This is a genomic window from Pseudomonas umsongensis (assembly GCF_012647205.1).
Taxonomy (GTDB): Bacteria; Pseudomonadota; Gammaproteobacteria; order Pseudomonadales; family Pseudomonadaceae; genus Aquipseudomonas; species Aquipseudomonas umsongensis.
On the sequence record NZ_CP051487.1, the window covers coordinates 2,607,435 to 2,630,738 of the forward strand.

General features: G+C 58.9%; 26 protein-coding genes and 1 pseudogene. 9 read left to right on the forward strand and 18 right to left on the reverse strand.

Annotated features, from left to right (window positions below):
• Positions 1-18 precede the first annotated feature (18 nt).
• The 7 genes from HGP31_RS11955 to HGP31_RS11985 all read left to right on the forward strand — a co-directional run bounded on the left by HGP31_RS11955 (position 19) and on the right by HGP31_RS11985 (position 6,450).
• A complete protein-coding gene (locus tag HGP31_RS11955; protein WP_033040880.1) occupies positions 19-1,254 on the forward strand; it encodes a cysteine desulfurase-like protein in 1,236 nt (411 codons plus the stop codon).
• A 36-nt stretch (positions 1,255-1,290) separates the two neighbouring features.
• Positions 1,291-2,169, forward strand: coding sequence for a MurR/RpiR family transcriptional regulator (locus HGP31_RS11960; protein ID WP_033040878.1), 879 nt, complete (start codon positions 1,291-1,293; stop codon positions 2,167-2,169).
• A gap of 53 nt (positions 2,170-2,222) precedes the next feature.
• Complete coding sequence (locus HGP31_RS11965) at positions 2,223-3,119, forward strand: allantoinase PuuE (RefSeq protein ID WP_020799001.1); 897 nt, start codon at positions 2,223-2,225, stop codon at positions 3,117-3,119.
• Positions 3,120-3,170: 51 nt separating this feature from the next.
• The gene (hydA, locus tag HGP31_RS11970) at positions 3,171-4,607 is read left to right on the forward strand and encodes a dihydropyrimidinase (RefSeq protein ID WP_168757810.1); all 1,437 of its coding nucleotides are present in this window, start codon (positions 3,171-3,173) and stop codon (positions 4,605-4,607) included.
• Positions 4,604-5,350 (forward strand): fumarylacetoacetate hydrolase family protein, encoded by a 747-nt coding sequence (locus HGP31_RS11975; RefSeq protein WP_168757811.1) that lies wholly within the window; start codon positions 4,604-4,606, stop codon positions 5,348-5,350. The genes hydA and HGP31_RS11975 overlap by 4 nt, the downstream gene beginning before the upstream one ends.
• Positions 5,351-5,692: 342 nt before the next feature.
• The gene (locus HGP31_RS11980; RefSeq protein ID WP_020798998.1) at positions 5,693-5,911 is read left to right on the forward strand and encodes a hypothetical protein; all 219 of its coding nucleotides are present in this window, start codon (positions 5,693-5,695) and stop codon (positions 5,909-5,911) included.
• 224 nt (positions 5,912-6,135) lie between these two features.
• The gene (locus tag HGP31_RS11985) at positions 6,136-6,450 is read left to right on the forward strand and encodes a hypothetical protein (protein WP_080725278.1); all 315 of its coding nucleotides are present in this window, start codon (positions 6,136-6,138) and stop codon (positions 6,448-6,450) included.
• Positions 6,451-6,628: 178 nt separating this feature from the next.
• Here HGP31_RS11985 and HGP31_RS11990 read toward each other — a convergent pair whose 3' ends face one another.
• The 3 genes from HGP31_RS11990 to HGP31_RS12000 form a co-directional block, all read right to left on the reverse strand.
• A complete protein-coding gene (locus HGP31_RS11990; protein WP_168757812.1) occupies positions 6,629-7,132 on the reverse strand; it encodes a hypothetical protein in 504 nt (167 codons plus the stop codon).
• Between the two features lie 256 nt (positions 7,133-7,388).
• Entirely contained in the window at positions 7,389-7,808 is a 420-nt protein-coding gene (locus HGP31_RS11995) for a DUF6691 family protein (RefSeq protein WP_168757813.1), read from the reverse strand.
• A gap of 2 nt (positions 7,809-7,810) precedes the next feature.
• Positions 7,811-8,245, reverse strand: a complete 435-nt coding sequence (locus tag HGP31_RS12000) for a YeeE/YedE family protein (RefSeq protein WP_168757814.1) — start codon at positions 8,243-8,245, stop codon at positions 7,811-7,813.
• Between the two features lie 186 nt (positions 8,246-8,431).
• On the opposite strand from HGP31_RS12000, the gene HGP31_RS12005 reads away from it, so the two are divergent.
• Positions 8,432-9,076 (forward strand): DUF2268 domain-containing putative Zn-dependent protease, encoded by a 645-nt coding sequence (locus tag HGP31_RS12005; protein ID WP_110753841.1) that lies wholly within the window; start codon positions 8,432-8,434, stop codon positions 9,074-9,076.
• Between the two features lie 135 nt (positions 9,077-9,211).
• Here HGP31_RS12005 and HGP31_RS12010 read toward each other — a convergent pair whose 3' ends face one another.
• The 13 genes and pseudogenes from HGP31_RS12010 to pchA all read right to left on the reverse strand — a co-directional run bounded on the left by HGP31_RS12010 (position 9,212) and on the right by pchA (position 18,912).
• Positions 9,212-9,526 carry a DUF2933 domain-containing protein gene (locus tag HGP31_RS12010; RefSeq protein WP_080725277.1) on the reverse strand — a complete coding sequence of 105 codons (315 nt, stop codon included), beginning with the start codon at positions 9,524-9,526 and terminating at the stop codon, positions 9,212-9,214.
• 156 nt (positions 9,527-9,682) lie between these two features.
• Complete coding sequence (locus tag HGP31_RS12015; protein WP_020798990.1) at positions 9,683-9,901, reverse strand: hypothetical protein; 219 nt, start codon at positions 9,899-9,901, stop codon at positions 9,683-9,685.
• Positions 9,901-12,072, reverse strand: coding sequence for a heavy metal translocating P-type ATPase (locus HGP31_RS12020; protein ID WP_168757815.1), 2,172 nt, complete (start codon positions 12,070-12,072; stop codon positions 9,901-9,903). The genes HGP31_RS12015 and HGP31_RS12020 overlap by 1 nt, the downstream gene beginning before the upstream one ends.
• Positions 12,073-12,098: 26 nt before the next feature.
• On the reverse strand, positions 12,099-12,368 hold the full coding sequence (locus tag HGP31_RS12025; protein ID WP_020800242.1) for a DUF5676 family membrane protein: 270 nt from the start codon (positions 12,366-12,368) through the stop codon (positions 12,099-12,101).
• A complete protein-coding gene (locus HGP31_RS12030) occupies positions 12,365-13,048 on the reverse strand; it encodes a methyltransferase family protein (RefSeq protein WP_020800241.1) in 684 nt (227 codons plus the stop codon). Before HGP31_RS12030 ends, HGP31_RS12025 begins: the two co-directional genes overlap by 4 nt.
• A gap of 29 nt (positions 13,049-13,077) precedes the next feature.
• Positions 13,078-13,146: pseudogene (locus tag HGP31_RS30960) on the reverse strand (DUF2933 domain-containing protein); the annotation flags it as partial.
• A 111-nt stretch (positions 13,147-13,257) separates the two neighbouring features.
• Complete coding sequence (locus HGP31_RS12040) at positions 13,258-13,653, reverse strand: hypothetical protein (RefSeq protein ID WP_168757816.1); 396 nt, start codon at positions 13,651-13,653, stop codon at positions 13,258-13,260.
• A gap of 105 nt (positions 13,654-13,758) precedes the next feature.
• Positions 13,759-14,157: a hypothetical protein gene (locus tag HGP31_RS12045; RefSeq protein WP_033039548.1), complete on the reverse strand. Its 399-nt coding sequence runs from the start codon at positions 14,155-14,157 to the stop codon at positions 13,759-13,761.
• Positions 14,158-14,322: 165 nt separating this feature from the next.
• Positions 14,323-14,694, reverse strand: a complete 372-nt coding sequence (locus HGP31_RS12050) for a c-type cytochrome (RefSeq protein WP_020800238.1) — start codon at positions 14,692-14,694, stop codon at positions 14,323-14,325.
• Positions 14,695-14,753: 59 nt separating this feature from the next.
• Positions 14,754-16,322, reverse strand: coding sequence for an FAD-binding oxidoreductase (locus HGP31_RS12055; protein ID WP_168757817.1), 1,569 nt, complete (start codon positions 16,320-16,322; stop codon positions 14,754-14,756).
• A gap of 13 nt (positions 16,323-16,335) precedes the next feature.
• Positions 16,336-17,028 (reverse strand): hypothetical protein, encoded by a 693-nt coding sequence (locus HGP31_RS12060; RefSeq protein WP_168757818.1) that lies wholly within the window; start codon positions 17,026-17,028, stop codon positions 16,336-16,338.
• Positions 17,029-17,038: 10 nt separating this feature from the next.
• A complete protein-coding gene (locus HGP31_RS12065) occupies positions 17,039-17,374 on the reverse strand; it encodes a c-type cytochrome (RefSeq protein ID WP_020800235.1) in 336 nt (111 codons plus the stop codon).
• Positions 17,375-17,427: 53 nt separating this feature from the next.
• Entirely contained in the window at positions 17,428-18,912 is a 1,485-nt protein-coding gene (pchA, locus tag HGP31_RS12070; protein ID WP_083348766.1) for a 4-hydroxybenzaldehyde dehydrogenase, read from the reverse strand.
• A gap of 344 nt (positions 18,913-19,256) precedes the next feature.
• On the opposite strand from pchA, the gene HGP31_RS12075 reads away from it, so the two are divergent.
• Positions 19,257-21,104: a sigma-54-dependent Fis family transcriptional regulator gene (locus HGP31_RS12075; RefSeq protein ID WP_083348767.1), complete on the forward strand. Its 1,848-nt coding sequence runs from the start codon at positions 19,257-19,259 to the stop codon at positions 21,102-21,104.
• A 64-nt stretch (positions 21,105-21,168) separates the two neighbouring features.
• On the opposite strand, the gene HGP31_RS12080 is transcribed toward HGP31_RS12075, so the two are convergent.
• Both HGP31_RS12080 and HGP31_RS12085 read right to left on the reverse strand, forming a co-directional pair.
• The gene (locus tag HGP31_RS12080) at positions 21,169-22,104 is read right to left on the reverse strand and encodes a SphA family protein (protein ID WP_168757819.1); all 936 of its coding nucleotides are present in this window, start codon (positions 22,102-22,104) and stop codon (positions 21,169-21,171) included.
• Between the two features lie 201 nt (positions 22,105-22,305).
• Positions 22,306-23,190, reverse strand: a complete 885-nt coding sequence (locus tag HGP31_RS12085; protein WP_020800230.1) for a helix-turn-helix domain-containing protein — start codon at positions 23,188-23,190, stop codon at positions 22,306-22,308.
• Positions 23,191-23,304 lie beyond the last annotated feature (114 nt).

Genomic DNA, 23,304 nt, shown 5'->3' on the forward strand with positions numbered 1-23,304 from the left:
CCGGCTGGAGAAAGTAGAGTGAATCCTCTCGATATCGATTACGTTCGCAAGCAATTTCCAGGTCTGGCCGGTGGCTTTGCCTACATGGATAACGCCGGTGGTTCGATGGTGCTGAGCTCCGTGGCGCAAAGGGTCAGCGATTATCTGCTCAACAACAGTGTGCAATTGGGCGCGTCCTACCAGGCTTCCGTCGACGCTGGCGAGCGAGTGATGCAGGCACGTCACTCGGTCATGCAATTGATCAACGCCGAGCATCCCGAAGAAGTGATCATGGGCGGATCGACCACCCACTTGTTGCAAATCCTGTGTCGCGCCATCGCCCCGTCAATCGTCCCGGGCGATGAAATCATCGTCACCAATTGCGATCACGAAGCGAACATCGGTCCATGGGTCAAGTTATGCGAAAGCCGTGGCGCGACCTTGCGTGTGTGGCAAGTCAATCCCGACAGTTGTGAACTCGAGCTGGATGACCTGCAGGTTTTGTTGAATGACAACACCCGCTATGTGGCGATGACCCACACCTCGAATATTCTTGGTTCAGTCAATCCGGTTGCCGAAGTGGCGCGGCGTGTCCATGCAGTGGGCGCCAGGTTGTGCGTGGACGCCGTCGCTTATGCGCCACACCGACTGGTGGATGTGCAGGCCAGCGGTGCCGATTTCTACGTCTACAGCTTCTATAAAACGTTCGGCCCGCACTTTGCCGTGCTCTGGGGGCGTCGTCATTTGTTGCTTGAGCTGCCGAGCCTGAACCACTTTTTCATCGGCCAGGACGTGGTGCCTTACAAATTGCAGCCGGGCAACGTCAACTACGAGTTGTCATTCGGTTGCATCGGTATCACCGACTACCTGCTCGACATCAGCACCCGTCTTGGCGCCCAAGGCAGCGAGCGCAAGTGCATGCAGGCCGCGTTCGATGCCTTCGAGGTGCAGGAAGATTTGCTTGCCGAGCGCTTGCTAGCGTTTTTGCGCCAGCGCGAGGGCGTTCGCATTATTGGCAAGGCACATATCCGCAATCGGGTACCTACGATCAGTTTCGTGGTTGAGGGGGTTCAGTCGGAGGCCATTGTGCGCAGGGTCGATGAGCACCGGATCGGCATTCGCTTTGGTGACTTCTATGCGCGACGGCTTATCGAAGCCCTTGGGCTTGATCGGTTTGGCGGGGTAGTGCGTGTGTCGTTGGCGCATTACAACACGCTGGAAGAAGTCGACCGTCTCATCACTGCGCTGGATCAAGCAATCGATGCGTTGCGTTGACAGGCCTACACCCTTCTAATTTGACGAGCCTTCATCATGGCCTTACCTGAAACCCTTGCAGAGCTGCGTGACTGTATAGCGGCACAGCACGAACACCTGACCGGTCGCTTGCGCGATGCTGCCCGATTCCTCATCGACAACCCGCATGAGATCGCACTCAACACGGTAGCCGAACTGGGTAAGCGTTCGAGTATCGCGCCCACCGCTTATATCCGGCTGGCTCAGGCCCTTGGCTTTGCAGGTTTCAAGGATTTGCAGCGGCTGTTCCGTGCACCGCTGCAACAGGCTGCCGACTCCCAAAGCGAACGCAGTGAGCGCATTCGACACTACGGCGGTGAGACGTTGCTGGAGGACCCGAGTGACGTCGGCGCGATTTTGCGCGAATTCAGTCAGGCCAATATCGTTTCCCTGGAACACCTGGCTGAAGGGGGGGAGCAGGCCAATATCGAAGCGGCCATCGCTCATCTGCAAGTGGCGCGAACCACCTTCGTTATCGGCATGCGTCGCGCCTTTCCGGTGGCGGCATATCTGAGCTACGCATTGAGTCGTGTGGGCCGCAGAACCGTGCACATCAGCGGTGCTGGCGGCACCTTGCCTGAGCAGGTCAGCGCCATTGCCGATGATGATTTATTGATAGCTGTGAGCTTTCCGCCGTACGCCAATGACACCGTTGAGGCTTGTCGCCAGGCGCGCCAGGCTGGCGTGACGCTGGTGGCGATCACTGACAGCGTTCTGAGCCCCATCGGGCAGATGGCCGATACCGTGATTGAGGTTAACGACGCTGAACTGCTGGGCTTTCGTTCGCTTACCGCGTCGTTCTGTATTGCGCAATCCCTGGCCATGGGGCTGGCCTTTAGCGAGTGGCAATCGGATAGCACCTTCAGTCATGACCGACTGAAAGAGATCGACTGCTAAGTCGCTACCTTCGCTACGTACTTTTTAACCAGTCACTTCAGGAGACGATCCCGATGGTTTCACCTGCACGCGATTTAGTGGGTTACGGTAGAAAACGCCCGCAAGGCACCTGGCCGAATGGCGCACGATTGGCCATCAGCCTGGTGATCAACTACGAAGAAGGCTCCGAACGCTCGCTCGCCATGGGCGACCCGGACCAGGAGTCCATGACCGAATGGGGTAGCTATTCAATACCCGACGGCACACGCAATCTGGCGATGGAGTCCATGTATGAGTACGGCTCGCGCGTGGGGATCTGGCGGATTCTGGATATTCTCGATCAGCAATCGGTAAGAGCAACGTTTCATGCCTGCGCTGTCGCCTTTGAGCAGAATCCCGATGTTGCTCGCGCTGCAGTGGCCGGTGGTCACGAAATTTGCAGTCACGGGTATCGCTGGGAAGAGGTGTTTCGCCTGACTGAAGAGCAGGAACGTGAACACATGCGCTTGGCCATCGAGTCCTTCGAGCGCACCTGTGGCAAGCGTCCTGTTGGTTGGTATTGCCGCTATGGCGCCAGCGTCAACACACGGCGCCTGGTCGCCGAGGAGGGCGGTTTTCTTTACGATTCCGATGCCTACAACGACGATGTTCCCTACTTCGTCGAGGTCGAGGGCAAGCGGCACCTCGTGGTGCCTTACACCGCTGATGTGAACGATTTCCGCTACTGGAATTCTCCAGGGCTTTCCCAGGCATCGGACTTTTTCGAGTACATGAAAGAAAGCTTTGAAGTCCTGTATGAGGAATCCGCTGAAGGGCCACGGATGATGTCGATCGGGCTGCACCCGCGCATGGTAGGCCGTCCCGGGCGGGTAAGGGCGATCAAGCAATTCATCGAGTATGCCAGGCAACACGGTGGTGTCTGGTTTGCCACGCGGGAAGAGATCGCCCGTGCCTGGCTTGAGCGCGGTTGATTGCGTGGCAATCACGCTCGCTCAACCACAGTCATTTCAAGGCGGCCTGATATGCAATTTTTCGATACGGTGATTCGCAACGCCCGCGTGGTAACCGCCGCGGACACGTTTACCAGCGATATCGGCATTCGGGATGGGCGCATCGTCTCCCTTGGCCTGGACCTGCCGCCAGGTCACCAGGAAATCGACGCGGCAGGCCGGCATGTCACCCCCGGTGGCATCGACAGCCACGTGCACCTCGACCAGCCGACCGGCGACGGCTCGGTGATGGCCGACGACTTTTTCAGCGGCACGGTTTCGGCGGCCTGCGGTGGCACCACCACCGTCATCCCGTTCGCCTGTCAGCAGAAGGGCGAAAGCTTGCGTTCTGCCGTCGATGACTACCATCGTCGGGCGGGGAACAAGCCGGTGATCGATTATGCCTTCCACCTGATCGTCACCGATCCCACCCCGCAGGTGCTGCGTGAAGAACTGCCGGCCTTGATTGCTGAGGGCTATACATCGTTCAAGATCTACATGACCTATGATGCGCTGAAACTGGGCGACCGGGAGATTCTCGAGACGTTGTCGGTCGCGCGCCGCGAGGGCGCCATGGTGATGCTCCACGCCGAGAACAGCGATTGCATCGCCTGGCTGACCGAGCGGCTACTGGCGGCCGGGCTGACTGCGCCGCGCTATCACGCCGCGTCGCGGCCGATGCTGGTGGAGCGCGAAGCGACCCATCGCGCCATCGCCCTTGCCGAGCTGGTGGATGTGCCGATCCTGATCGTGCATGTGTCGGGTCGCGAGGCCGTGGAGCAGATTCGCTGGGCCCAGAGTCAGGGGTTGAAGGTGTACGCCGAAACCTGCCCGCAGTACCTGTTCCTGACCGCCGCCTCGCTGGGGTGTGACGACAGCTTCGAAGGTGCCAAGTGCGTCTGCAGCCCGCCGCCGCGCGATGCCGCCAACCAGCAGGTGATCTGGGATGGCCTGGAGAACGGTTCGTTCGAGATTTTCTCGTCAGACCACGCACCCTTTCGCTTCGATGGCCCTGATGGCAAGAAGGCTCACGGTGAAGAAGTGTCGTTCGACCAGATCGCCAACGGCATTCCCGGTGTCGAAACCCGCATGGCATTGCTCTGGTCCGAAGGCGTGCGCAGTGGGCGCATTACCCCGCAAAGCTTTGTTGCGCTGACCTCCACTAATGCCGCCAAGATGTATGGGTTGTATCCACGCAAGGGCAGCATCGCTATCGGTGCCGATGCCGACCTGGTGATCTGGAACGAAGGAGAGTCGGTGCACCTGTGCAACGAAATGCTGCACCACAACGTCGATTACACGCCTTACGCCGGCATGACGCTGAGCGCCTGGCGGGCCATGACCCTGTCTCGCGGTGAGGTGGTCTGGGACGGCGAGCCACGCGGTGAGGCGGGTCGGGGCCGGTTTCTGCCGTGCGAGCGCCCGGCGCCGGCGCAAGTGCGCCGTCGCAAGACTGAGTTGCCATTGTGAGTGCGGTCGCGCAGGTCGCCGCCACCCTGATTCGTGGTTGGCGTGAGGGGCGCCAGCAACCGTTGCCAACCATGGAACTGGCTAACGAAGCCCAAGCCTATGCCGTGCAGCATCAGGTCGCGGATGCCCTCGGCTGGTTCGCCGACGGGCCGCCAGCGGCCTGGAAACTGGGCGGCGCACCGGGAGGGCTGATCAGCGCCGCCGGGGTACCTGCAATGGCGATACACCCCTGCGGTTGGCAGGTTCCGCCGGGCGATGCCTTTGGTTTCGGGATCGAGGGAGAGCTGATCGTGCGCCTGTTGCGCGACCTCGACCAGCACACGGATCTGGCCATGGCACGTGCGGCGGTCGATGTCTGGATGCCGGGCATCGAACTGTGTGGTACGCGCTGGCTGCAGGGCGCTCAGGCCGCGCCACTGCTTCGGCTGGCCGACCAGCAACTCAACCGCGCGCTGGTACTCGGTGCACCGCAAACGATGGGGGAAATGCCGGATTGGTCAAGACAACAGGCGGTGTTGCGGGTAGACGGGAAGCCTGAGTTCGTCGGCGTTGGCAGCCATCCATTCGGTGAGCCGCTGAGTTCGCTGCCGTGGTTGGCGCGTCACGCTGCGGCATTGGGCAACCCTTTGCGAGCCGGTGACCTGGTGGCTTGTGGTAGCTGGACCGGTATTTACTGGGCATCGGCCGGGGTGCAAGTGGAAGTCGAGTTTGCCGGGATAGGGCGGGTTGCCTTGTCGACTTGATTTTAAAAGGTCACTTTTGGCCCCTTTTGGCCGACAGCTGCGACCCTGCACGGAGCTATCCCGGCCACCTAAGGGCCTGGCTTGGCTGGAACTAGGCAAGTCAAGTCGGGCTCTTTGACCCCGTTCCAGTTTTGAAACGTAAGTTCGACTGCTGACCCCTGCCAAGTTCTTCCGAGACAGCCCTCGAGCCATCTTAATGAGTTCTTTTTCATTGAATGCTCCACGCCGCGCACGGCGGTCGGCATTGGGTTGAACAGGGGGGAGTTAACCGTTCGTCAGGGCTCACGCACGATCAGCCAATTGGCAAGTCGATGAAGTAGCCCAAAAAAAGAAAGGTTCCTTATGCGACCGCTAATCCTCGATTTGCCGAATGGGCGTGAGCTCGCAAATGAACTTGATCTTGCTATTGAGCAGATGATGGCCATCTCGGTCGAGCTAATCGGTGGCGCAGAGTGGATCGCGGCCTCCACCAGGCAGCAGCAAGCCTTCCAAAAATGGCGAGAGTATCTTCAGCTGATGGCTTATGGGAGAGTGCATGTCGACTCATTAAAGGTTGCCTGAATTTACGGCTCCTTGTAGCTGAGCCAGAGCAAGTTGAGCGGAGCTGCTGCTTGAGTTGGATGCTTCAACTACAAGCATGATGCTGCTGGTTTCATCACGAGACATGGCGGGGATCGATTGGGATCTGGCCGTTCAGAGGCATCGCGATGTTTGTGAGGCCTGGAACTCATTCATCCATCAGCCAGTCCCCAAGGCGAACATTTGAACGCAAGGCGTAGCCTAAAATGAACGACAGACGCCGTGAGGATCAGGTGTTGAGTTCAGCTACATTTGAGCAATCAGCCAAACAGGTGAAGCTCATGACTTGCTTGATTTGCAACGGGCCTGCAACGGCAATTGATGCTGATGAAGATTATCTGGAGAGGGCCTGTCCGAAGTGCGGGCATTATCGAATCACCGGTGCGGCGCTTGTGCTGATAAAAGTCCACGGCTGGCACTTTGACGTGGAGCTGGCCAGGAAGTGGATCGCGGACAATCAGGCATCTGGCATGATTCCAATCATCGATTCGCACCAGGCACCTCGCTTGATCGACGTTTAGATTCACTTCATGTTGCTTTTTCGACAGTCCGGCGAAAGACGGGAAGGGCAACTGCCTGTTCACGCCCAGTCGTCCTGCCCGCTTTGTCGTAACCCCAGAGGTTGCTGCCGTCGAACCGCTCAGGGCCGAGGTAACCGAGATGCAGTGGTTCGACGGTGCAGCGGTAATTGCGCTGTTCTTATTGGCCGGGCTTGGCTGGCGGCTGCCCCTGCATGTAGTTTTGATGCCACATCATGTGATCCATCATCATCTGTTGCATCCCGGTGTACCTTTCCATCATGTACTGGCGTTGACTCTTTTGCTCCGGGGTCAGGTTTGAGTAGTCGTGCCAGCCCATCGTGTGGCCAGCACCCATCATGTGGTCGCCACCCATCATGTGTTTTTTGCCCATCATTCCCGGCCCCCACATGCCATTCATCATGCTCATCCCATGTTGCATCGTTTCCCAATGCTCCTGAAGGAGCTTTTGCCGTTGCTGGGGATCCTGGGTTTGCTGGATTTTCTCCATCTGTGCCTGCATCTTCTTGAAGGTGTCTTGCGCCTGAGCCATCTGTTTATCGAACTCGGCAACATTTGGCGTTTGTTGCTGCGTCTGGGTCGGTTGAGATGGCTCGGCTGCCAGGGCCCATGCGGGGGTTAGGGATGCGACGAAGAAAAGCACGGCCAATTTGCTATTTTTCATGTATGGCTGCCTTGGGTGGGGGTGAGCTGAACCCAATTCTGAGTTAACCGATTGCGGAATTTGCGTTAGCCCGCATTCGCCAACATGACGGATTTCAGCATGACGATCGCCTGTGACCCTTCACTAGTTAACAGGGCTGTCAAAAACAACCTTGATATTTATCAGATACCGAAGGGGTTCTATGGCGAACGCATCTTCCCGCCGGCCAACGCTGCAGCAGTGGTCGCGCCACCGACCGTTCATGGCAGCCAACCGATCAATGGCTGCGCCGGGACTCCAGCGCAGTGAACAACAGCATGCCAGCCAGCATGGCTAGCATGAATACGATGGCTTGCCAGTGCCCGGTCAGCAGTATGACTACAGCAGGACCTGGACAGATCCCGGCGATTCCCCAACCAATGCCGAATAACAGGCTGCCGCCAATCAGGCGTGGGTCCAGTTCACGCTTGACCGGTAGCTGCATTGGCCGTCCCAGCAGCGAGCTGGATTGTCGGCGTGCCCAGGTCAGGGGGGCAATGGCGACGCCAATCGCTCCAACCATGACCAGCGCCAGGGAAGGATCCCAGGCACCGGTCAGATCCAGGAACGCCAATACTTTTCCCGGGTTGGCCATGCCTGCCAACAGAAGGCCGAAGCCGAACAGCAAGCCGGCAATGAATGCGCTCAGTTTGATCATGTTCAGCCCCCCAGCAGATGACGCAAGACATACACCGTGGCGAAGCCACTGAACATGAAGCACGCAGTGGCAACCATCGATCGCCGCGACAGGCGCGATATGCCGCACACTCCATGGCCACTGGTGCAACCGGAACCGTACCGTGTGCCGATGCCCACCAATGCACCGGCAATAATCAGTCCGAACCAGCCGCTGTGGAACTCAATTCGCGGCAGCGTGGCGAACAAGCCCCATAGCAGCGGCGCGATGAGCAGGCCCAGGAGAAACAGTGCTTTCTCACTCACCCCCTCGCTTCTACGCTGTAAAAGACTGCCGATCAGACCGCTGATGCCTGCAATACGCCCGTTGGCGACCACGAACAGACTGGCCGCCAAGCCGATCAAAGCGCCGCCTGCGAGGGATGACCAGGGGGTGAAGTTGAGCCAGTCGATAGTCATGAAGTTTCTCCGGCGCAAAACGTAGGCAGAAGCGAAGGGTGCCAAGTGTTAATGTTTGGAGCGGTCATGCATTTTCGTACTGATCAATAAACGAACTCAACTCAGTCGGTCTGAACATGGCTGATCGGCACAATCCAGTTGACGACTTATCGCGTTACCCAAGGCTTTATGCAAGGAGGCATGATAATGACATCCATAAATTTCCATTTCATCGACGCGCGCGGCGCGCTTATCGATCACCGTGATTGGCTTCACACCCGCCTGTTAGCAACCTACGCAAAGGCAAGTGCGTTGATGCCGTTGCGCCCACTTGATGTGATCGTGAAAGCTGGCACTCATGTCATTCCAGAAAAGGGGCATCTGGGATATACGCCGGAACCAGGCCTTATTTTTTTGACCGTAGATCCTGCAAGTGACATTTTCAGAGCCAACCAAGAAGCGTCGCTCGAACGAATGTTTGCACATGAGCTACACCATGCCGCCCGATGGGATGGGCCAGGTTATGGATCGTCTTTAGGTGAAGCGCTTGTTTCGGAGGGACTGGCGGGCGCTTTTGCACAGGAAGTCTGTGGTGGTTTACCTGAACCATGGGAGCGCCTCGATGTGTCTGACATTCGACGCCATGTCGCAATGGCGGCAAGCTACTGGAGTCGCAAGGATTATGGCCACGACGCGTGGTTCTTCGGTGCATCTGACCTCCCAAGATGGTTGGGCTATTCCCTTGGATTTCAGCTCGTCAAACGATTCCTGCTGGAGCATGAGGGCAGTACATCTTCCAGTCTCGTGGAGATGGAGGCCGAAGCGTTTCGTGGAGTGCTCGCAGTTATCTAAAACGTTCGGGCTTAGGTCATCAATCGATCTTCGAACTGTGGACACGCCTCGTATTGTGCATCTAACCAGGCGTTCAAGCCGACGCCCTGGCTCTGCGCACCTGGCTTCATGGCATTACGCACAGACGTTGAATCGTCATGCAGGGCGATCGGGATATTTCGTCTGATTATCGGGTAGACCATCGTGCGCCTCTTGGCCATTGCGAGCGCTGGTGTGCTGATGTCCACAGCAATTGGCATGTTCATTACTCTCACCGTGTTTATGTCCGCCATGCCCACGATGCATGAAAAAATGCATCAGTGGACAGGCCAGTAACAGTAGGAATGGCAGATAGGGAAGGACGTGAGCCCTGTGCTCGGCAAACAGGAAATAGCCGGCGATGGCCAGGAAGCCTAAAAAGTACCAGTGGGTGCCCCTTGCGCGGTGCTGGGGCAAGTTATGTTGATTCATGATGGCACTCCTTGCAGGGAACGGGAGAGAGGGTCATGACGCAAGGCCACTTCCAATTTTGCTGAAGCGCTATCGTAGGTGTGAGCATAGCGAGCCAGAGCATCGGTTTACGTGTCCAATGCGTCGGAAATTCAGGGTGGTGAGTCGCATAAAGTATCAAGGCAGATTCTTCCTTTTCAGTTGCCGATTGGCCCCGGCCATGTCCTTGTCGAATTGGCGGACACCTCGGAAAAGTTGCACCCCGACCACGACCGGGCACAGCAGGAAAATCGCTGCTATGACAAACGATTTTCCGGTCAACCCCAGCAGGTAAAGCACGGTGGCGATGCCCACAACACTCACCAGGAGGCAGATAATCAGAACTTCGCGATTCATTATGTAACCTCCTGACTCAAGCCAATACGGGCACGTTTCAGCAGCGCGGAGTTGGCGATTACCGACAAGGAACTGAGCGCCATAGCGGCGGCAGCGATGATGGGATTAAGCAGGCCAAAGGCCGCAATTGGAATGCCGATACTGTTGTAGATGAATGCCCAGAACAGGTTCTGTTTAATCTTGACCATGGTTGCGCGCGACAGCTTGATCGCGGTGACCACGTCGCGTACATCGTTCTTGAGCAGGATGATGCCGCCAGTTTCCTTGGCGACATCGGAACCCGAGCCGATGGCGATGCCGATGTCAGCGGTGGCCAGGGCAGGTGCATCGTTGACACCGTCGCCAACCATGGCCACGACCTGCCCTTCGCTTTGCAATTGACGGATCATTGCGGCCTTGTCGTCGGGCAAGACCTCGGCAATCACTCGCTCGATGCCGACCTGCCGCGCGACCGCTTCGGCAGTCCGGTGGTTGTCGCCGCTCAGTAGCACGACCTTGATGCCGCTGGCCTGCAATGCCGCAACGGCTTCAGCCGCTTCAGGTTTTATGGTATCGGCCACAGCAATTACCCCGAGCAAGCGGTCGTCGACCCCGACCAGCATCGCGGTCTTGCCATCGGCTTCCAGGCCGATGAGGTGCTCCTCGGCAGCCTCGGTCGAAATGCCTTGGCGGGCGAACAAACGTCGGTTGCCCAGCCAGATTTTGCGACTGTCGATACTGCCTTCGATGCCGTGACCGGCGATCCCACTGATGCCGGTCGCCTTCGGCAGGCTGATGCCGCGATGCCGTGCGGCGCGCACTATCGCTGCGCCGAGCGGATGTTCTGAACCGGACTCCACGGCGGCGGCGAGCATCAAGACCTCGTTTTCCATCGCGGTCCCAAGCGAGATCACATCGGTTACGTTGGGTTCTCCTCGGGTAATGGTGCCGGTTTTGTCGAACACTACCGTACTCAGTTTTTCAGCCCGCTCTAATACTTCACCGCCACGGATAAGGATGCCGTTATCGGCGCCCTTGCCAACACCGACCATTAACGCGGCGGGCGTCGCCACGCCCAATGCGCAGGGGCAGGAAATGATCAGGACCGCGATAAAGGCCAATAACCCCTGCGGGAAATTCCCCACAAGAGACCAGCCGACAAGGGCCAACAACGCGACCGCCACCACTGCTGGCACAAAGTAGCCGGTAACCTGGTCAGCCAACCGCTGGATCTGTGCCGTAGTGGTCTGCGCCTCCTCGACCATCTTGATAATCTGCGCCAGTGCGGTGTCGGCACCGATCCTGCTCGCCTTGAAAGTGAGCACGCCACTGCCATTGAGCGTACCTCCGATTACCGGGCTGCCCGGGTGTTTGTCGACCGGCATCGACTCGCCGGTCAGCATGGACTCATCGACCGTTGACTGACCCTCACTGACATCGCCATCGGTGGGGATCTTCTCGCCAGGCTTGACCACCAGAAACTCGCCGACCATGACGTTTTCAGCGGGCAAGTCGACCTCCTGTCCATCACGAATCACGTGCGCAATCGCAGGCTTGAGATCAAGTAGGCGTCGTACTGCGGCTGAGGATTTTGTCTTGATGATCTCCTCCATGTACCTGCCCAGCAGCACGAAGGCGATGATGACCGCCGACACCTCGAAATAGACGTCACGTTCGGACACCTTGACCGGCAGGACGTCTGGGAAGAACAACACCGCGACGCTATAGAAATAGGCGACGGACGTGCCGAGGGCGATCAGAAAATCCATGTTGATGTTTAGGGTGCGAATGGCGTTCCACGCCCCCTTATAGAAACCCCAGCCACCGATGAACTGCACCGGTGTTACCAGCAGGAATAGCCATATACCCCATGTGAACCAGGGGAGTGCCGGGATCGGCGCCCAAGTCAGCAGTGTGGCACCAGCGGCGAGTGCAATGAAGGCGCCTGCACGCAGCAGTGCCAAGGCCAGTACCCCGGTCAGGGCGATAGTCACGCGGGTTTTCATCGCCTTCAGTTCATTTTCCGGCGACTCGAAGGTGCGCAGGCAGGTATCGCTGCAAAAGTAATAGCTGCGCCCGCCACGTTCTCGTGACAACGCGGTGGTCTTGTCCACCATCATCCCGCAGATCGGATCTTTTGCCATTTTTCCTGATGCCAGCGCCTGTTGGTGCTGCATGTGTGATTGGTTCATCACGGCCTCCTGATTCGAAGCGCCTATCAAGGCCTGCCATGGAGCTTGGCGGACAACCACGCAAACAAGGTGCCGACCATCGCTCCCCATACACTCAAGACCAGCAGCGGCCCGACGAAAGTCGCCACACCGTAGTCTTGCGGAGCTTGCAAGCGACCGAAGTCGAGTCCATGGAACAAGGCGTTGAGAAAGGCGATTCCCTGCACCGGCCATAGCGCATAGAGCAGCGCACAGATGCTGTAGGAAATGGCCATGGTCAGGGCCAAGGAAATGCCGGTTTTCCAGGGGGCGTTCATGGCTGTTTTCCTGAGTTCGGAGGGGCGCCAGTAGGGGAGGGACTGCGGCGGGCTGACCAAGGCAGGAATGCCTGTGTCCGTTCACGGTAAGTGCGGTAGGCATCGCCGAATCGTGCAAGCATCTCCTGTTCTTCCCGCTTCGCCAGCTTGATGTAGACCAGTAGGAGAATTGGGAACATTACCAAGGTGATCAACGTGGGCCATTGCAACAAAAAGCCAAACATGATCAGCACGAAACCGACGTACTGCGGGTGACGGATCCGCGCATAGGGCCCGTCGACCGCTAGCTGCCCAGTACCTTGGGCCTCGTAGAGCACACGCCAGGCGGCTGCCAATAACCAGAAGCCGCCAGCGATCAGCAGGTTGCTGAAAATGTGGAATGGCCCCCAATGCGGATTGACCTTCCAGCCCATCAGTGTTTCGAGCAGATGCCCAGCGTCGTGCGAGAGGAAGTCGATGCCAGGGAAGTTACGAGCGAGCCAGGGCATCAACAGGTAGATAGTCAGCGGGAAACCGTACATTTCGGTAAACAGTGCCACCAGGAACGCCGAGAACATGCCAAAGGAGCGCCAATCGCGGCGCGTCTTGGGCCGGGTGAAGCTGAAGGCGAACAAGATAAACACTAATGAGTTGATAATGACCAGCGACCAGAGACCGTAGGCCGATTCAGTATGGCTCATGGTTGGTACTCCTCACTTGCCTGGTGTGTTTACCGTTCGTGCCTTTGCTGATGATCACCTTGGTCGTGGGGCATAAACAGTTGCACAAGTGGGCAGGCTGCTAGTTACAAGCAGGGTAAGGCGCTCTGTACCTGAGTTGTTAGCTCAATTGGCTGCAAGGAACTGTAAAGCGCCCATGGCCCAGAACATTCCGCGGCTCTACCGCACATTTACTTTTTCATTGGCATTTCCATCATGGACGACTGTTGCTCCATCATCTGCATCATCATGTCCATCATCCCTTTGCCTGCGCCGTCCTTCGCACCAGACATGCCCATGCAACCCATTGCACTGTGTTCCTTGCTCATCATGGACATGCTGTCCTTCATCGCTTTCATGCCTTCTTGCAAGGCGGCCTGGCGCTCAGCTGGCGTTTCAGCCGCTGCCGCTTTGTCATGTGCAGCCTGCATTTTTTGCATTTGCTCGGTCATGGCATTGTTCACGGCCGTCGATGCCGGAGCAGTGCTCACGGTTGAGTCGGCCGGGTGATGGGCATCCTCGGCAGAGACCATGAATGCACTGCTAGCCAGGACGGCAGCCAGAACCCATTTAGAATGCACTTGCATGATGAACTCCTGAGATTGTGAGGGATAAGTAGAATGGCTTGGTCGCGAAAAAGCGCCGCAGCAGGGCAGAGCAACCTGTGCTCTGCCACTCTGAGACAGGGGGGGCTAATCGTTGAAACGGACGAATGTCAGCCGTACCGGGCTTTTTGGTGGCGCGGGACGTTTTAGTACAAGGGTGGCCAGAGAGGATTTTTGCTCAGGATCAAGCACCAATATCAGGACTGCCGCTGTTAGCAGTAACAGGGCGGCCCAGTGGACAGGATCCGCTGCTGGCGTCTGCAATGAAGGTTTTATCGCCGTGGCAGTGTCTTCACAGTTTTGAAGGCAACCATTGGCGTGGAGCGCATGACCATCCACCACATACTGCTCGATAGTGTGTGGGGCGGCCAAATTGTGAATCGGCTGTACCAGACACCCCTGGATTGCCATCACGGCCACAGCCAGCACCCATACCGCGAGGGTAAGGTGCAATAGGCTGCGGCGGTGACGATGGAACCAGTACATGAAGTACAACCTCGACTTATTACGTCGTGTTGATTTTCAGTCTAGCTGGCAAAGCAATGGATAGTTTGATCAAAATCAAACTCAGGTCACTTGTGAAGGCTCCCCAACAACGCCAACACGGGGATGGGCGCAATGCCCAGATGTATGACCCGACGCTTGATTTACTCACCTCAAACTCTTCAAATAAGCAATAAGATCCTGACGACTCTGCCTGTCGGCCTGCCCCGCAAACATCATCACATTGCCCGGCACCAGGCTGGCAGGACTGGTCAGCCACTTGTCCAGATTGGCGTCGTCCCACTTCAGGCTGGCGCCTTGCAGGGCGGCGGAATAGGTAAAGGCTGGAGCCTGGGCACTGGTGCGATCGAATACGCCGTGCAGGCTCGGCCCCATCAGGTTCTTGCCCGCTTCGGGGCTGTGGCAGAAGCCGCACTGAGTCTTGAACAGGGCTTGGCCCTGAGCGACGTCGCCTTGGGCCAGTGTCAGAGGGGCGGCCAGCACCAGCGCGGCGGCCACCAGAAATTGTGTGTAGGTCATTGTGTTCCCTGTCGATAAAAAGCCCCGCCAGGACAGTCCTGGCGGAGCCTCAAGCACAATCAGAATGAGTTGGCGAGGTCGATGCCCGACTTGCCCGGTGCCAGGATGTTGTTCGGGTCCAGCGCCCGCTTGATGGCATGTTCAAGCTTGCGTTTGACCGGGCCGTAGCTCTGCGCCACCCGCTCCTGGAAAGCGGTGTTGACGCGGTAGACGGCGTAGCCTTCCTTCTCGAACACATCCAGCAACTCGGCGAAGCAGGCGTTCGCGCGCTGTGTCTCTTCAGGGTTGGTGCGGTCATATAAAACGTCGATGACGTGGTGCATGTCGCGCCAGCCGACGATGAACTCGCCGACGTAGTCCAGGCCGTGTTTGTTGAGGGTCTTCTTGGCCAGGGCCTGTTGTTTGTCGCACTCGCTGCCCCGGGCCTGGCTCACCGGTGCGAACCACATCGAGCCGCCGCCACCACGCCAGTTGTACAGGCCGAATTCCTGCAGGTTAGGCACGCCTGACATCAACTGAGCGCGGTACTTGAACGGCTGGGTATCACCCGCTTCTTCCTGGGTGACGATCCGGCCTTTGCCCAGTTGCTTGAGGGCGCCGGTGACGATGTTCCAGTTGACGTCGACCTGCTCCTTGGTGCCATACAGCGCGGCGTAGACGTTCCAGGCGCCGAGGTTCTTGTCTTTCTGGATTTGCTTGAGGATCGCGTCGGGGGTCGCGCCCGGCTCGCTGGTGTAGTCGGAACGGCGGGTGTTGCAGGTGGAGGCTTCCCAGAGTACGCCAGCGATCACTACCGAATTGGGAATGACTTGGGCAATGCGCAGCGGGCGGATGAATTCGACGATCTCGGCGATGTCCGATTCGTTCTCGAACTTGATCTCGAACGGTTTGAATACCGGAGGTTTTGGCATCAGCCAGAAGCCCATCTTCGTGCAGATGCCGTAGTTGGCCTGGGTGAACATGCCATCCAGGGTCGGGCCATAGCCCCACTTGAATACCTGCCAGGCGTTGTCGCCTTTTACGCCGCCCATGCCGGTGCGGTACACATCGCCGTTGGCCAGCACAACCTCCATGCCGCACTGCATCAGGAAGTGTTCGCCGTAGGGTGTGTAACCCACGCCGCGATCCATGGTGTTGCCCAAGGGACCGGCGATGGCCGACGGCGCGGAGAACGACAGCATCAAGGGCAGGTTGTGTTCCTGGATGTAGTCGTAGAGCTGCTGATAGGTCACGCCCGGCTCGACCAGGGCGGTACACAGTTCAGGGTCGACGTGGAGGATTTTGTTCATCTTCTTCAGGTCGAGAATGATCTGTCCGCGCTGGCCTGGTGCTGCCGAGCCGTAACCGAAGTTGCGACCGGTGGAGATGGTCCACACCGGGATCTTGTGTTCGTTGCAGATCTTCACCACGCCCTGCACCTGTTCGACGGTGGTGGCGGTGACGGCGGCAGATGGCGTGTGCTCGGCATTGTCCACGGCCATCATGATCTTGGCGTAGGGGATCAGTTGATCGTCTTTGACCAGGACGTTGTCATCGCCCAGCAGTTTGCGGAACTTGGCGATGGCTTGCTCGAAGTTTGCGCTGTCGACGCCGCGCGGGAGCAGGGTCTTGTTGATTTGCTCAGTCATTTGATTAGCTCCTTCAAGCCTCGATCGAAAACGAAACGAAATTGCCGGTAAGCGGCACGGGTCGGCGGGCAATCAGTGGTGCCTGCCGGTCGCTGGTGGTGCCAAGGGCTGCAAGGGTGTAGCCCAGCGTGGCGGCCCATTGGTCTGAGCTGTCTCTGTTGCGGGCGGTGGCAGACGCTTGCAACGGCGCTTGCAGGCTGTGCATACGCTGTTCGGTCAGGCTGAAGCCGCTGCCACAGGCGTTCAGGCTCAGGCCCAGTTGGGGGGCGCAGCCGCTGGCGGCTTCGGCGCTGAGCAGACGGTGCTGTGAAGCGTGGGGCGTGGCGCGGTGCTGGCCGAGCCACTGCACGCGCGCGCCAGCGCTGCGTGCCAAGTCGACGATCAATGCGGCGCTGGCATCGTCGACCAGGCCGATGATGCGTTGCGGCTGGCCGCTGCGCAGGCGTTTTTCAAAACCCAGGATGAAGTCCAGGCTGAGGTCGGTACGCTGTACCTTGACCTGCTTGCCCCCCGGGCTGGCGTTGACGCCCTGGAGGAAGACCGACTCGGCCACCTCATTGTTGACCAGGACCAGGGTCGGCAAGACAGGCTGGGCTTGAGCGCCCAGAACACTACCGGCCATGCTCAGGCAGGAGCTGGTCACGGCTATGCCGGCCAGGCTGCTCAATGCCAAGCCCTTCAGTACCGTGCGACGTTCGACGTTCATGGCAGGCTCCTCAAGGCTTGGCCGCCGGGGCAGGCGTTTTGGAAATGTACTCGGCGACCTGTTGCAGCGAGTTATCGTCGATGAACGAGGCAGGGAAGGCCGGCATGGCACGAAATCCATTGCGCACAATTGCAGTGATGTACTGCGCTGGCAGCTGGCGGCCGGTGATTTGCGGGCCGACCTGTTTTTCGTGGCAGTGGCCGCACACCTTGGCATAGACGTTTTCCCCGCCTTTCCAGACGCCGTCGCCATCGGCGGCGGCGTTCCCAGCCAGCACGATCAAGGGCAGGGCAAGGCAGGCAGACAGGGTCCGTTTCACAGCTGAGCTGTTGAGGAGTGAAGACATTTCGTACTCCATTTTCTTATTGGCAGGTGGGTTCATGGGAGGCGTCATGCAGCTCAGAACGGATACGCCCTTGGCGCATGTTGCAAGGTGATCCAGTGGTCAGTGGTGAACTCGTCGATCGCCCAATCGCCGTTGAAGCGACCGAGCCCGGAGTTCTTCTCACCGCCGAACGGCGCGTTGGGTTCGTCATTGACCGGGATGTCGTTGACGTGGGTCATACCGGCGTGGATGCGTCGGGCGAACTGCACGCCGCGCTCCAGGCTGGAGGTGAATACGGCGCTGGAGAGTCCGTATTCGCTGCTGTTGGCCAGTTCCAGGGCATGCTCGGCGTCACGGGCAGACTGAATGCCGACCAGAGGGCCAAAGATTTCTTCATGGGCGATGTCCATGTCGGCGGTGACGTTGCCGAACACGTGCGGCGGCAGGACGTTGCCGTGGGCTTCACCGCCAACCAGCAGCGTGGCGCCTTCGGCTTGGGCCGTGGCGATCTTCTCTTGCAGGCCCGCCAGTTGCTTGCTGTTGATCACCGGGCCTATCACCGTTTCAGCTTTGTTCGGGTCGCCGTAGGGCAGCGCCTTGACTCGCTCGACGAATCGCCGGGTGAAGGTTTCCAGCAGCGGCTGTTCGACGATGATGCGGTTGATCGCCATGCAGATTTGCCCCTGGTGGAGGAATTTGCCCACCACGGCGGCACTGACGGCCTGTTCGACGTCGGCATCGGCCAGGACCACGAACGGACTGTTTCCACCCAGTTCCAGGGCAACGTGCTTCAGATGCTCACCGCCGCTGGCGATGCGGCCGATGTTGCGGCCGACCTGGGTCGATCCGGTGAAGGAGATGAACGCCGGGACCGGGTGCTCGACGAAGGCATCGCCGATTTCCGCGCCGGAACCGACGACGACACTGAGCACGCCAGATGGCAAGCCGGCTTCCTCGAAGATGCGCGCCAGCAACAGGCCGCCGGTGACGGGGGTGTCACTGGCCGGCTTGACCACTACGGCGTTGCCCAGCGCCAGGGCCGGTGCGAGGGAGCGTGCGGTCAGGTGCAAGGGGAAATTCCACGGGCTGATCACACCGATCACGCCCAGGGGGGTGCGGTAGACGCGGCTTTCCTTGCCAGGGATGTTGGAGGCAAGAATGCGCCCATGCACGCGGCTGGGCAGGCTGGCTGACTCCAGGGTGATAGCGCGCGCGGCGCCCCATTCGATCTGCGCCTTGATGCGCGTACTGCCGGACTCGCGGATGATCCAATCGATGATTTCTTCACGACGCTCGTCGAAGATTTTCACCGCGTTGAGCAGCACCTGGCCCCGTTCGGCCGGCCCTTTGGTGGCCCAATCGAGCTGGGTGACGCGCGCCTTGCGGTAGGCGGCATCGAGGTCTTCGCGATTGGCCTGGGTGATCTGCAGCAAGCGTGTCTGAGTGAAAGGGTCGAACACGTCCAACGTTCGACCGGCGCTGCCGGCGCGCCATTGTCCGGCGAGTGGCTGCAATTCAAGGTTCTGGTAGGCAGGGCGAACGAAAGGGGTAGTGGTCATGACGAGGTCACCTCTTTTTTTATTTATGTGCAGAGGTGCCTGTTAACATTTATCGTGCCATGTCTGTTTAATAGGTATATTTCCTTAATAAACAATAAGTTAAGTTGTACTGTGGTCGCGCTGAATCCTGCCTGTGGCTCGGACTGGAAGGCAGTTGTGCGCAAATTTATGCAGAGAAAATCGCACGCTGTTGAAAGCTCGACGCCAGGTGAGCGTCATCAGAAACTGTGCGGTTATCGAGCAGGCGGACGACAAGGAGCAGTGGAGTCGATCGCAAGCGGATTGACCCCGCTGGAGGGCTGGGCATACTCACAGGTTACCTACCTGCCTCTTGTTGACTGCCCATGACTCGTACTACGCACACCAAGACTGGTCGCTCTGCCGGTGAGGATTTTCTCAAGCAGATGCTTGGCCGGCAGAAGCGCCTGATCGTCGACCGCGCCAGCCAGTTTGGCAGCAGCGGCTTTCCCACTGCTGAGCAGTTGGCGGAAACGGTGGCCTTCGCTCCTCAAGATGGCAGCGTGTGGTTGTGTGGCCAGCGCATGATGCTGCTGCAAGGTTCTGCGTTCGGGGCCATCCGCCGCGAGCTGATCGAGGCGCTGGGGTTCGACAAGGCACGTGGCCTGCTTACGCGGATCGGCTGGCAAGCCGGCGCGCGTGACGCTGCCCAGGTCAGCGAGCAATGGCCGGAGGGTGATGACACCAGCCTGTACAGCGCCGGACCACGGCTGCACATGCTCGAAGGCATGGTCAATGTCGAGGTGGTGCGTTTCGAAATCGACTCTGGCATTGGACACTTCTATTCCGAGTTCCTTTGGCACAACTCACTCGAAGACGACGAGCACATTGCAGCCTATGGCCTGGGCGGCGAACCGGCCTGCTGGATGGAGATCGGTTATGCCAGCGGGTACGCCTCGTCGTTGCTCGGCCGGCTGGTCGTCTTTCGCGAGCAGGAGTGCCGCTCGATGGGTCACCCGGCCTGCCGTATCGTTGGCAAACCGGCCGATCAGTGGGACGACATCGATGCCGACCTGGCCTATCTGGACCCGAGCGACTTCCTCAGTCGCAGCACCTACGCCTCGGGGACCGAGACCACCATTGCCGAGCTGGAGGAGCCGGCCGATGGCAAACCGCTGGTGGGCATTTCGGCGGCGTTCGTGGTTGCCACTCAATTGCTGCAAAGGGTCGCACCGACTCAGGCGACGGTGTTGTTGACCGGGGAATCAGGGGTCGGCAAAGAGTTGTTCGCCCGCTCGCTGTACCAATCCAGTTCGAGGCAGCACAAGCCGCTGGTGGCGCTCAACTGCGCGACCTTGCCGGAGAACCTGGTGGAGGCCGAACTGTTCGGGGTCGAGCGCGGCGCCTTTACCGGCGCTGAGCGTTCGCGTCCCGGTCGTTTCGAACGGGCCCATGGCGGGACGCTGTTCCTCGACGAAATAGCGACGTTGAGCTTCAGTGCGCAGAGCAAGATTTTGCGCGCCTTGCAGGAAGGTGAAATCGAGCGCGTGGGTGGCACGGCGCCGATCCGGGTGGATGTACGGGTCATCGCCGCGACTAACCTGGATCTGCGTCGCGAGGTTGAGGCGGGACGTTTTCGTGAAGACTTGTTTTACCGACTGAATGTGTTCCCTATTCATCTGCCACCGTTGCGCGAGCGCCGCGAAGATATCCCGCTGCTGATGAGCTACTTCCTGCGTCATTTCAGCCAGCGCCACGGACGTCGGCTGGCGGGCTTCAGCACCAGACTGGTCAACGCACTGCTGACTTATCGGTTTCCCGGCAATATTCGTGAACTGCAGAACCTGATCGAGCGTGGCGTGATATCCGCCGGTGATGGCGAGGTCATTGATATCGTGCATCTGGCCGAGATTGGCGCGCCGTTGATGGCAATGGCCATCGGCCTGACGCCAGAGGGGCGCTTGTCGGCTGGCGAGCGCCGTGATGAGGGGGCCGGCAAGGCAGGGTCACCCATCGAAGAGGGCGGTACCACAGACGCACTTCGCGAGCCGGTATTGGAAGGCCTGCAGGCCTTCGTTTCCGGGAGCCAACGGGTGCTCAATACACCCCTGGCAGAAATCGAATTGCACCTGGTGCGCCTGGCCATGGAACGCTCCGGTGGCAACATCACGGCGGCGGCGCAGATGCTTGGCATGAGTCGCGCCCAGGTCAGCTATCGCCTCAAGGGAAGCTAGCGCCGGGTTGAACCCAATGCCCCGAGGCTCGATGCTCACGGGGCATTTTTGTTGGCGACAGGGCTCAGAGCGGGACAGTGAACTTCAGCCAATAGGCCTGGCCATCGGTACGGTTGCGAACACCGGATTCATCTTGCCATTTGGCGCTGAGGAACCAGCCGTCCCGGCTGGCGTATTGCACCGCCGGGCCGATGGAGAAGGAGCTGCCACGGTTGCCATCGGCGGCATCGACCTGGGCTGCGGCGGCGCAGTTGGAAGCGCTGCACTGGTCATCGCTCACCTGCTTGTAAGCGTGGCCACCGACGCCGAGGACCCAGCCATTGCCCAAACCCCAGCCAAGGGTATAGTCGGCGTGCAGTTCGCGGCCGGACTGATAGTGGGTGTCCTGATTTTCGAAGTTGTAATCGTACATCAGGCGTACATCGGCGTTGAAACCCTTGGGGTCCATGTAGGTCATGGCATACACCGCTTGTGCGGTGTAATAGTTGGTGCCGAGGTTAATCAGGTCGTTCTTGTCATATTCGCTGGCGGTGGGCAGAACGAAGTCGATACCCACTGCGGTGTGGAACTTGTCACTGTGGTGGAACCCGACCACCGGGCCGAGGTGAGCGTCGCCGATGCCGCGCTTGTGGTCGTGCGGGCCGTTCTTGATGTTCAGCCGCATGTCATTGAGCGGTAGCAAAGCGTGGAAACCCAGGCTGCCACCCAAGACCTGCTGTTCGGTGACCCAGATGAACCGAGGCACAATGGTGGTGACGCGCAGGTCGATGTCGGCCACCTTGTCGCCCGCGTTGTCGCGAAGGGTATCGGCCAGGTAGTCGCCGACGAAAACCTGACCGTAGGTGCCAGGCGGCGGCAGGATACCCATGCCGTAGATTTCAATGCCCAATGGCCAGGACGACACACCGCCTTCGGTAGCCTCGGCCAGTGAGGCGCTGCCGGCCAACAACAGGGCTGCGCTGAGCGAAAGGGGCGTGCAGCGGGGGAGTCTGTGATGCATGGGAGGACAACCTTATTGTTATGAGTGGTGGACCGCAGTTGTTGCCTGCGCAAGGTTGTCCTACTCAACTATTGTGCCAGCTTGGATTTTATTGTTATTCCTTTTAAATCAATAAGATGGATTATCCCTGCTAATGGTTGCAGCGACCTGTGACGCTTCTTGTTAAGAAAATTCGACTGAGTGCGCAAAGTTCGTGACGGTTCACGCGCCGCTTTGCTCGACGCCGTGGCGGAAGGCATTCGGTGTCTGGCCAGCGAGACGGCGAAAGAAGCGTGAAAAATAGGTCGGGTCACTGAAGCCCAGGCTGTCGGACAACTGATTGATGCTCATGTTGGTGTAAGTCAGATTACGCTTGGCTTCCAGCAGCAGGCGCTGGTGAATGATCTGCAGCGCGGTTTGCCCGGCCAGTTCGCGGCACAGGGTGTTCAGGTGCACGCTGGAGAGACCGATGCGCTGGGCGAACACCTCCACCGACAGATGCTCGCGGTAGTGCTGCTCTACCAACTTGATGAAGCGGCTGAGCAAGTGCTGGTCGCGTTCGCCACGATTGCTTGGCGGCGTGCTGAGTTGACTGTGGCGGCTGGTCCAGACCATCAGCACACTGACCAATGAGTGCATCAGCACGTCGCGCGCCGGTGCGCTGCTTTCGTATTCCTCCAGCAGGGCGGCAAACAGAGTGTTGATATAGCGACGATCGCGCCCAACCGGGTAGCACCCGCAAGACGCCAGGACGGTCAACGGCGCGCCCAATTGCGACTCCAGTTTGGCCACCAGTGGCGCGCCGAGGGTGAGCACATAACCCTCGATTTTTTCCGAGAACTGAAAACCATGCACGGTCAGCGGCGGAATGACCTGGATGGCCGCTTCCAACACGTCACTACGCTTGCCCTCGATCTCGACCACTGCCTGGCCGCGTTGCACATAGAGCAACTGGAACAGGTCGGCATGACGGTGCGGCTTGATCTCCCAATGGTGCAGGCTGCTGCGTTTGGGTATGGATTCACAGTGCAGCAAGTCCGGGGTGGACCACGCCTTGTTTTCACCATACAGCTTGAACACCGGGATGTTATTGACACTTTTTTTCATCGTGTTCGGCACCCTTGAGGACGGAAACGTACAGTGTGTGTGGTCGTTCGATAATCGAACCAAATTTGTAAAAGTGCAATTTTACCCTGAAAAATCACCTTTTATTGCAAGTTT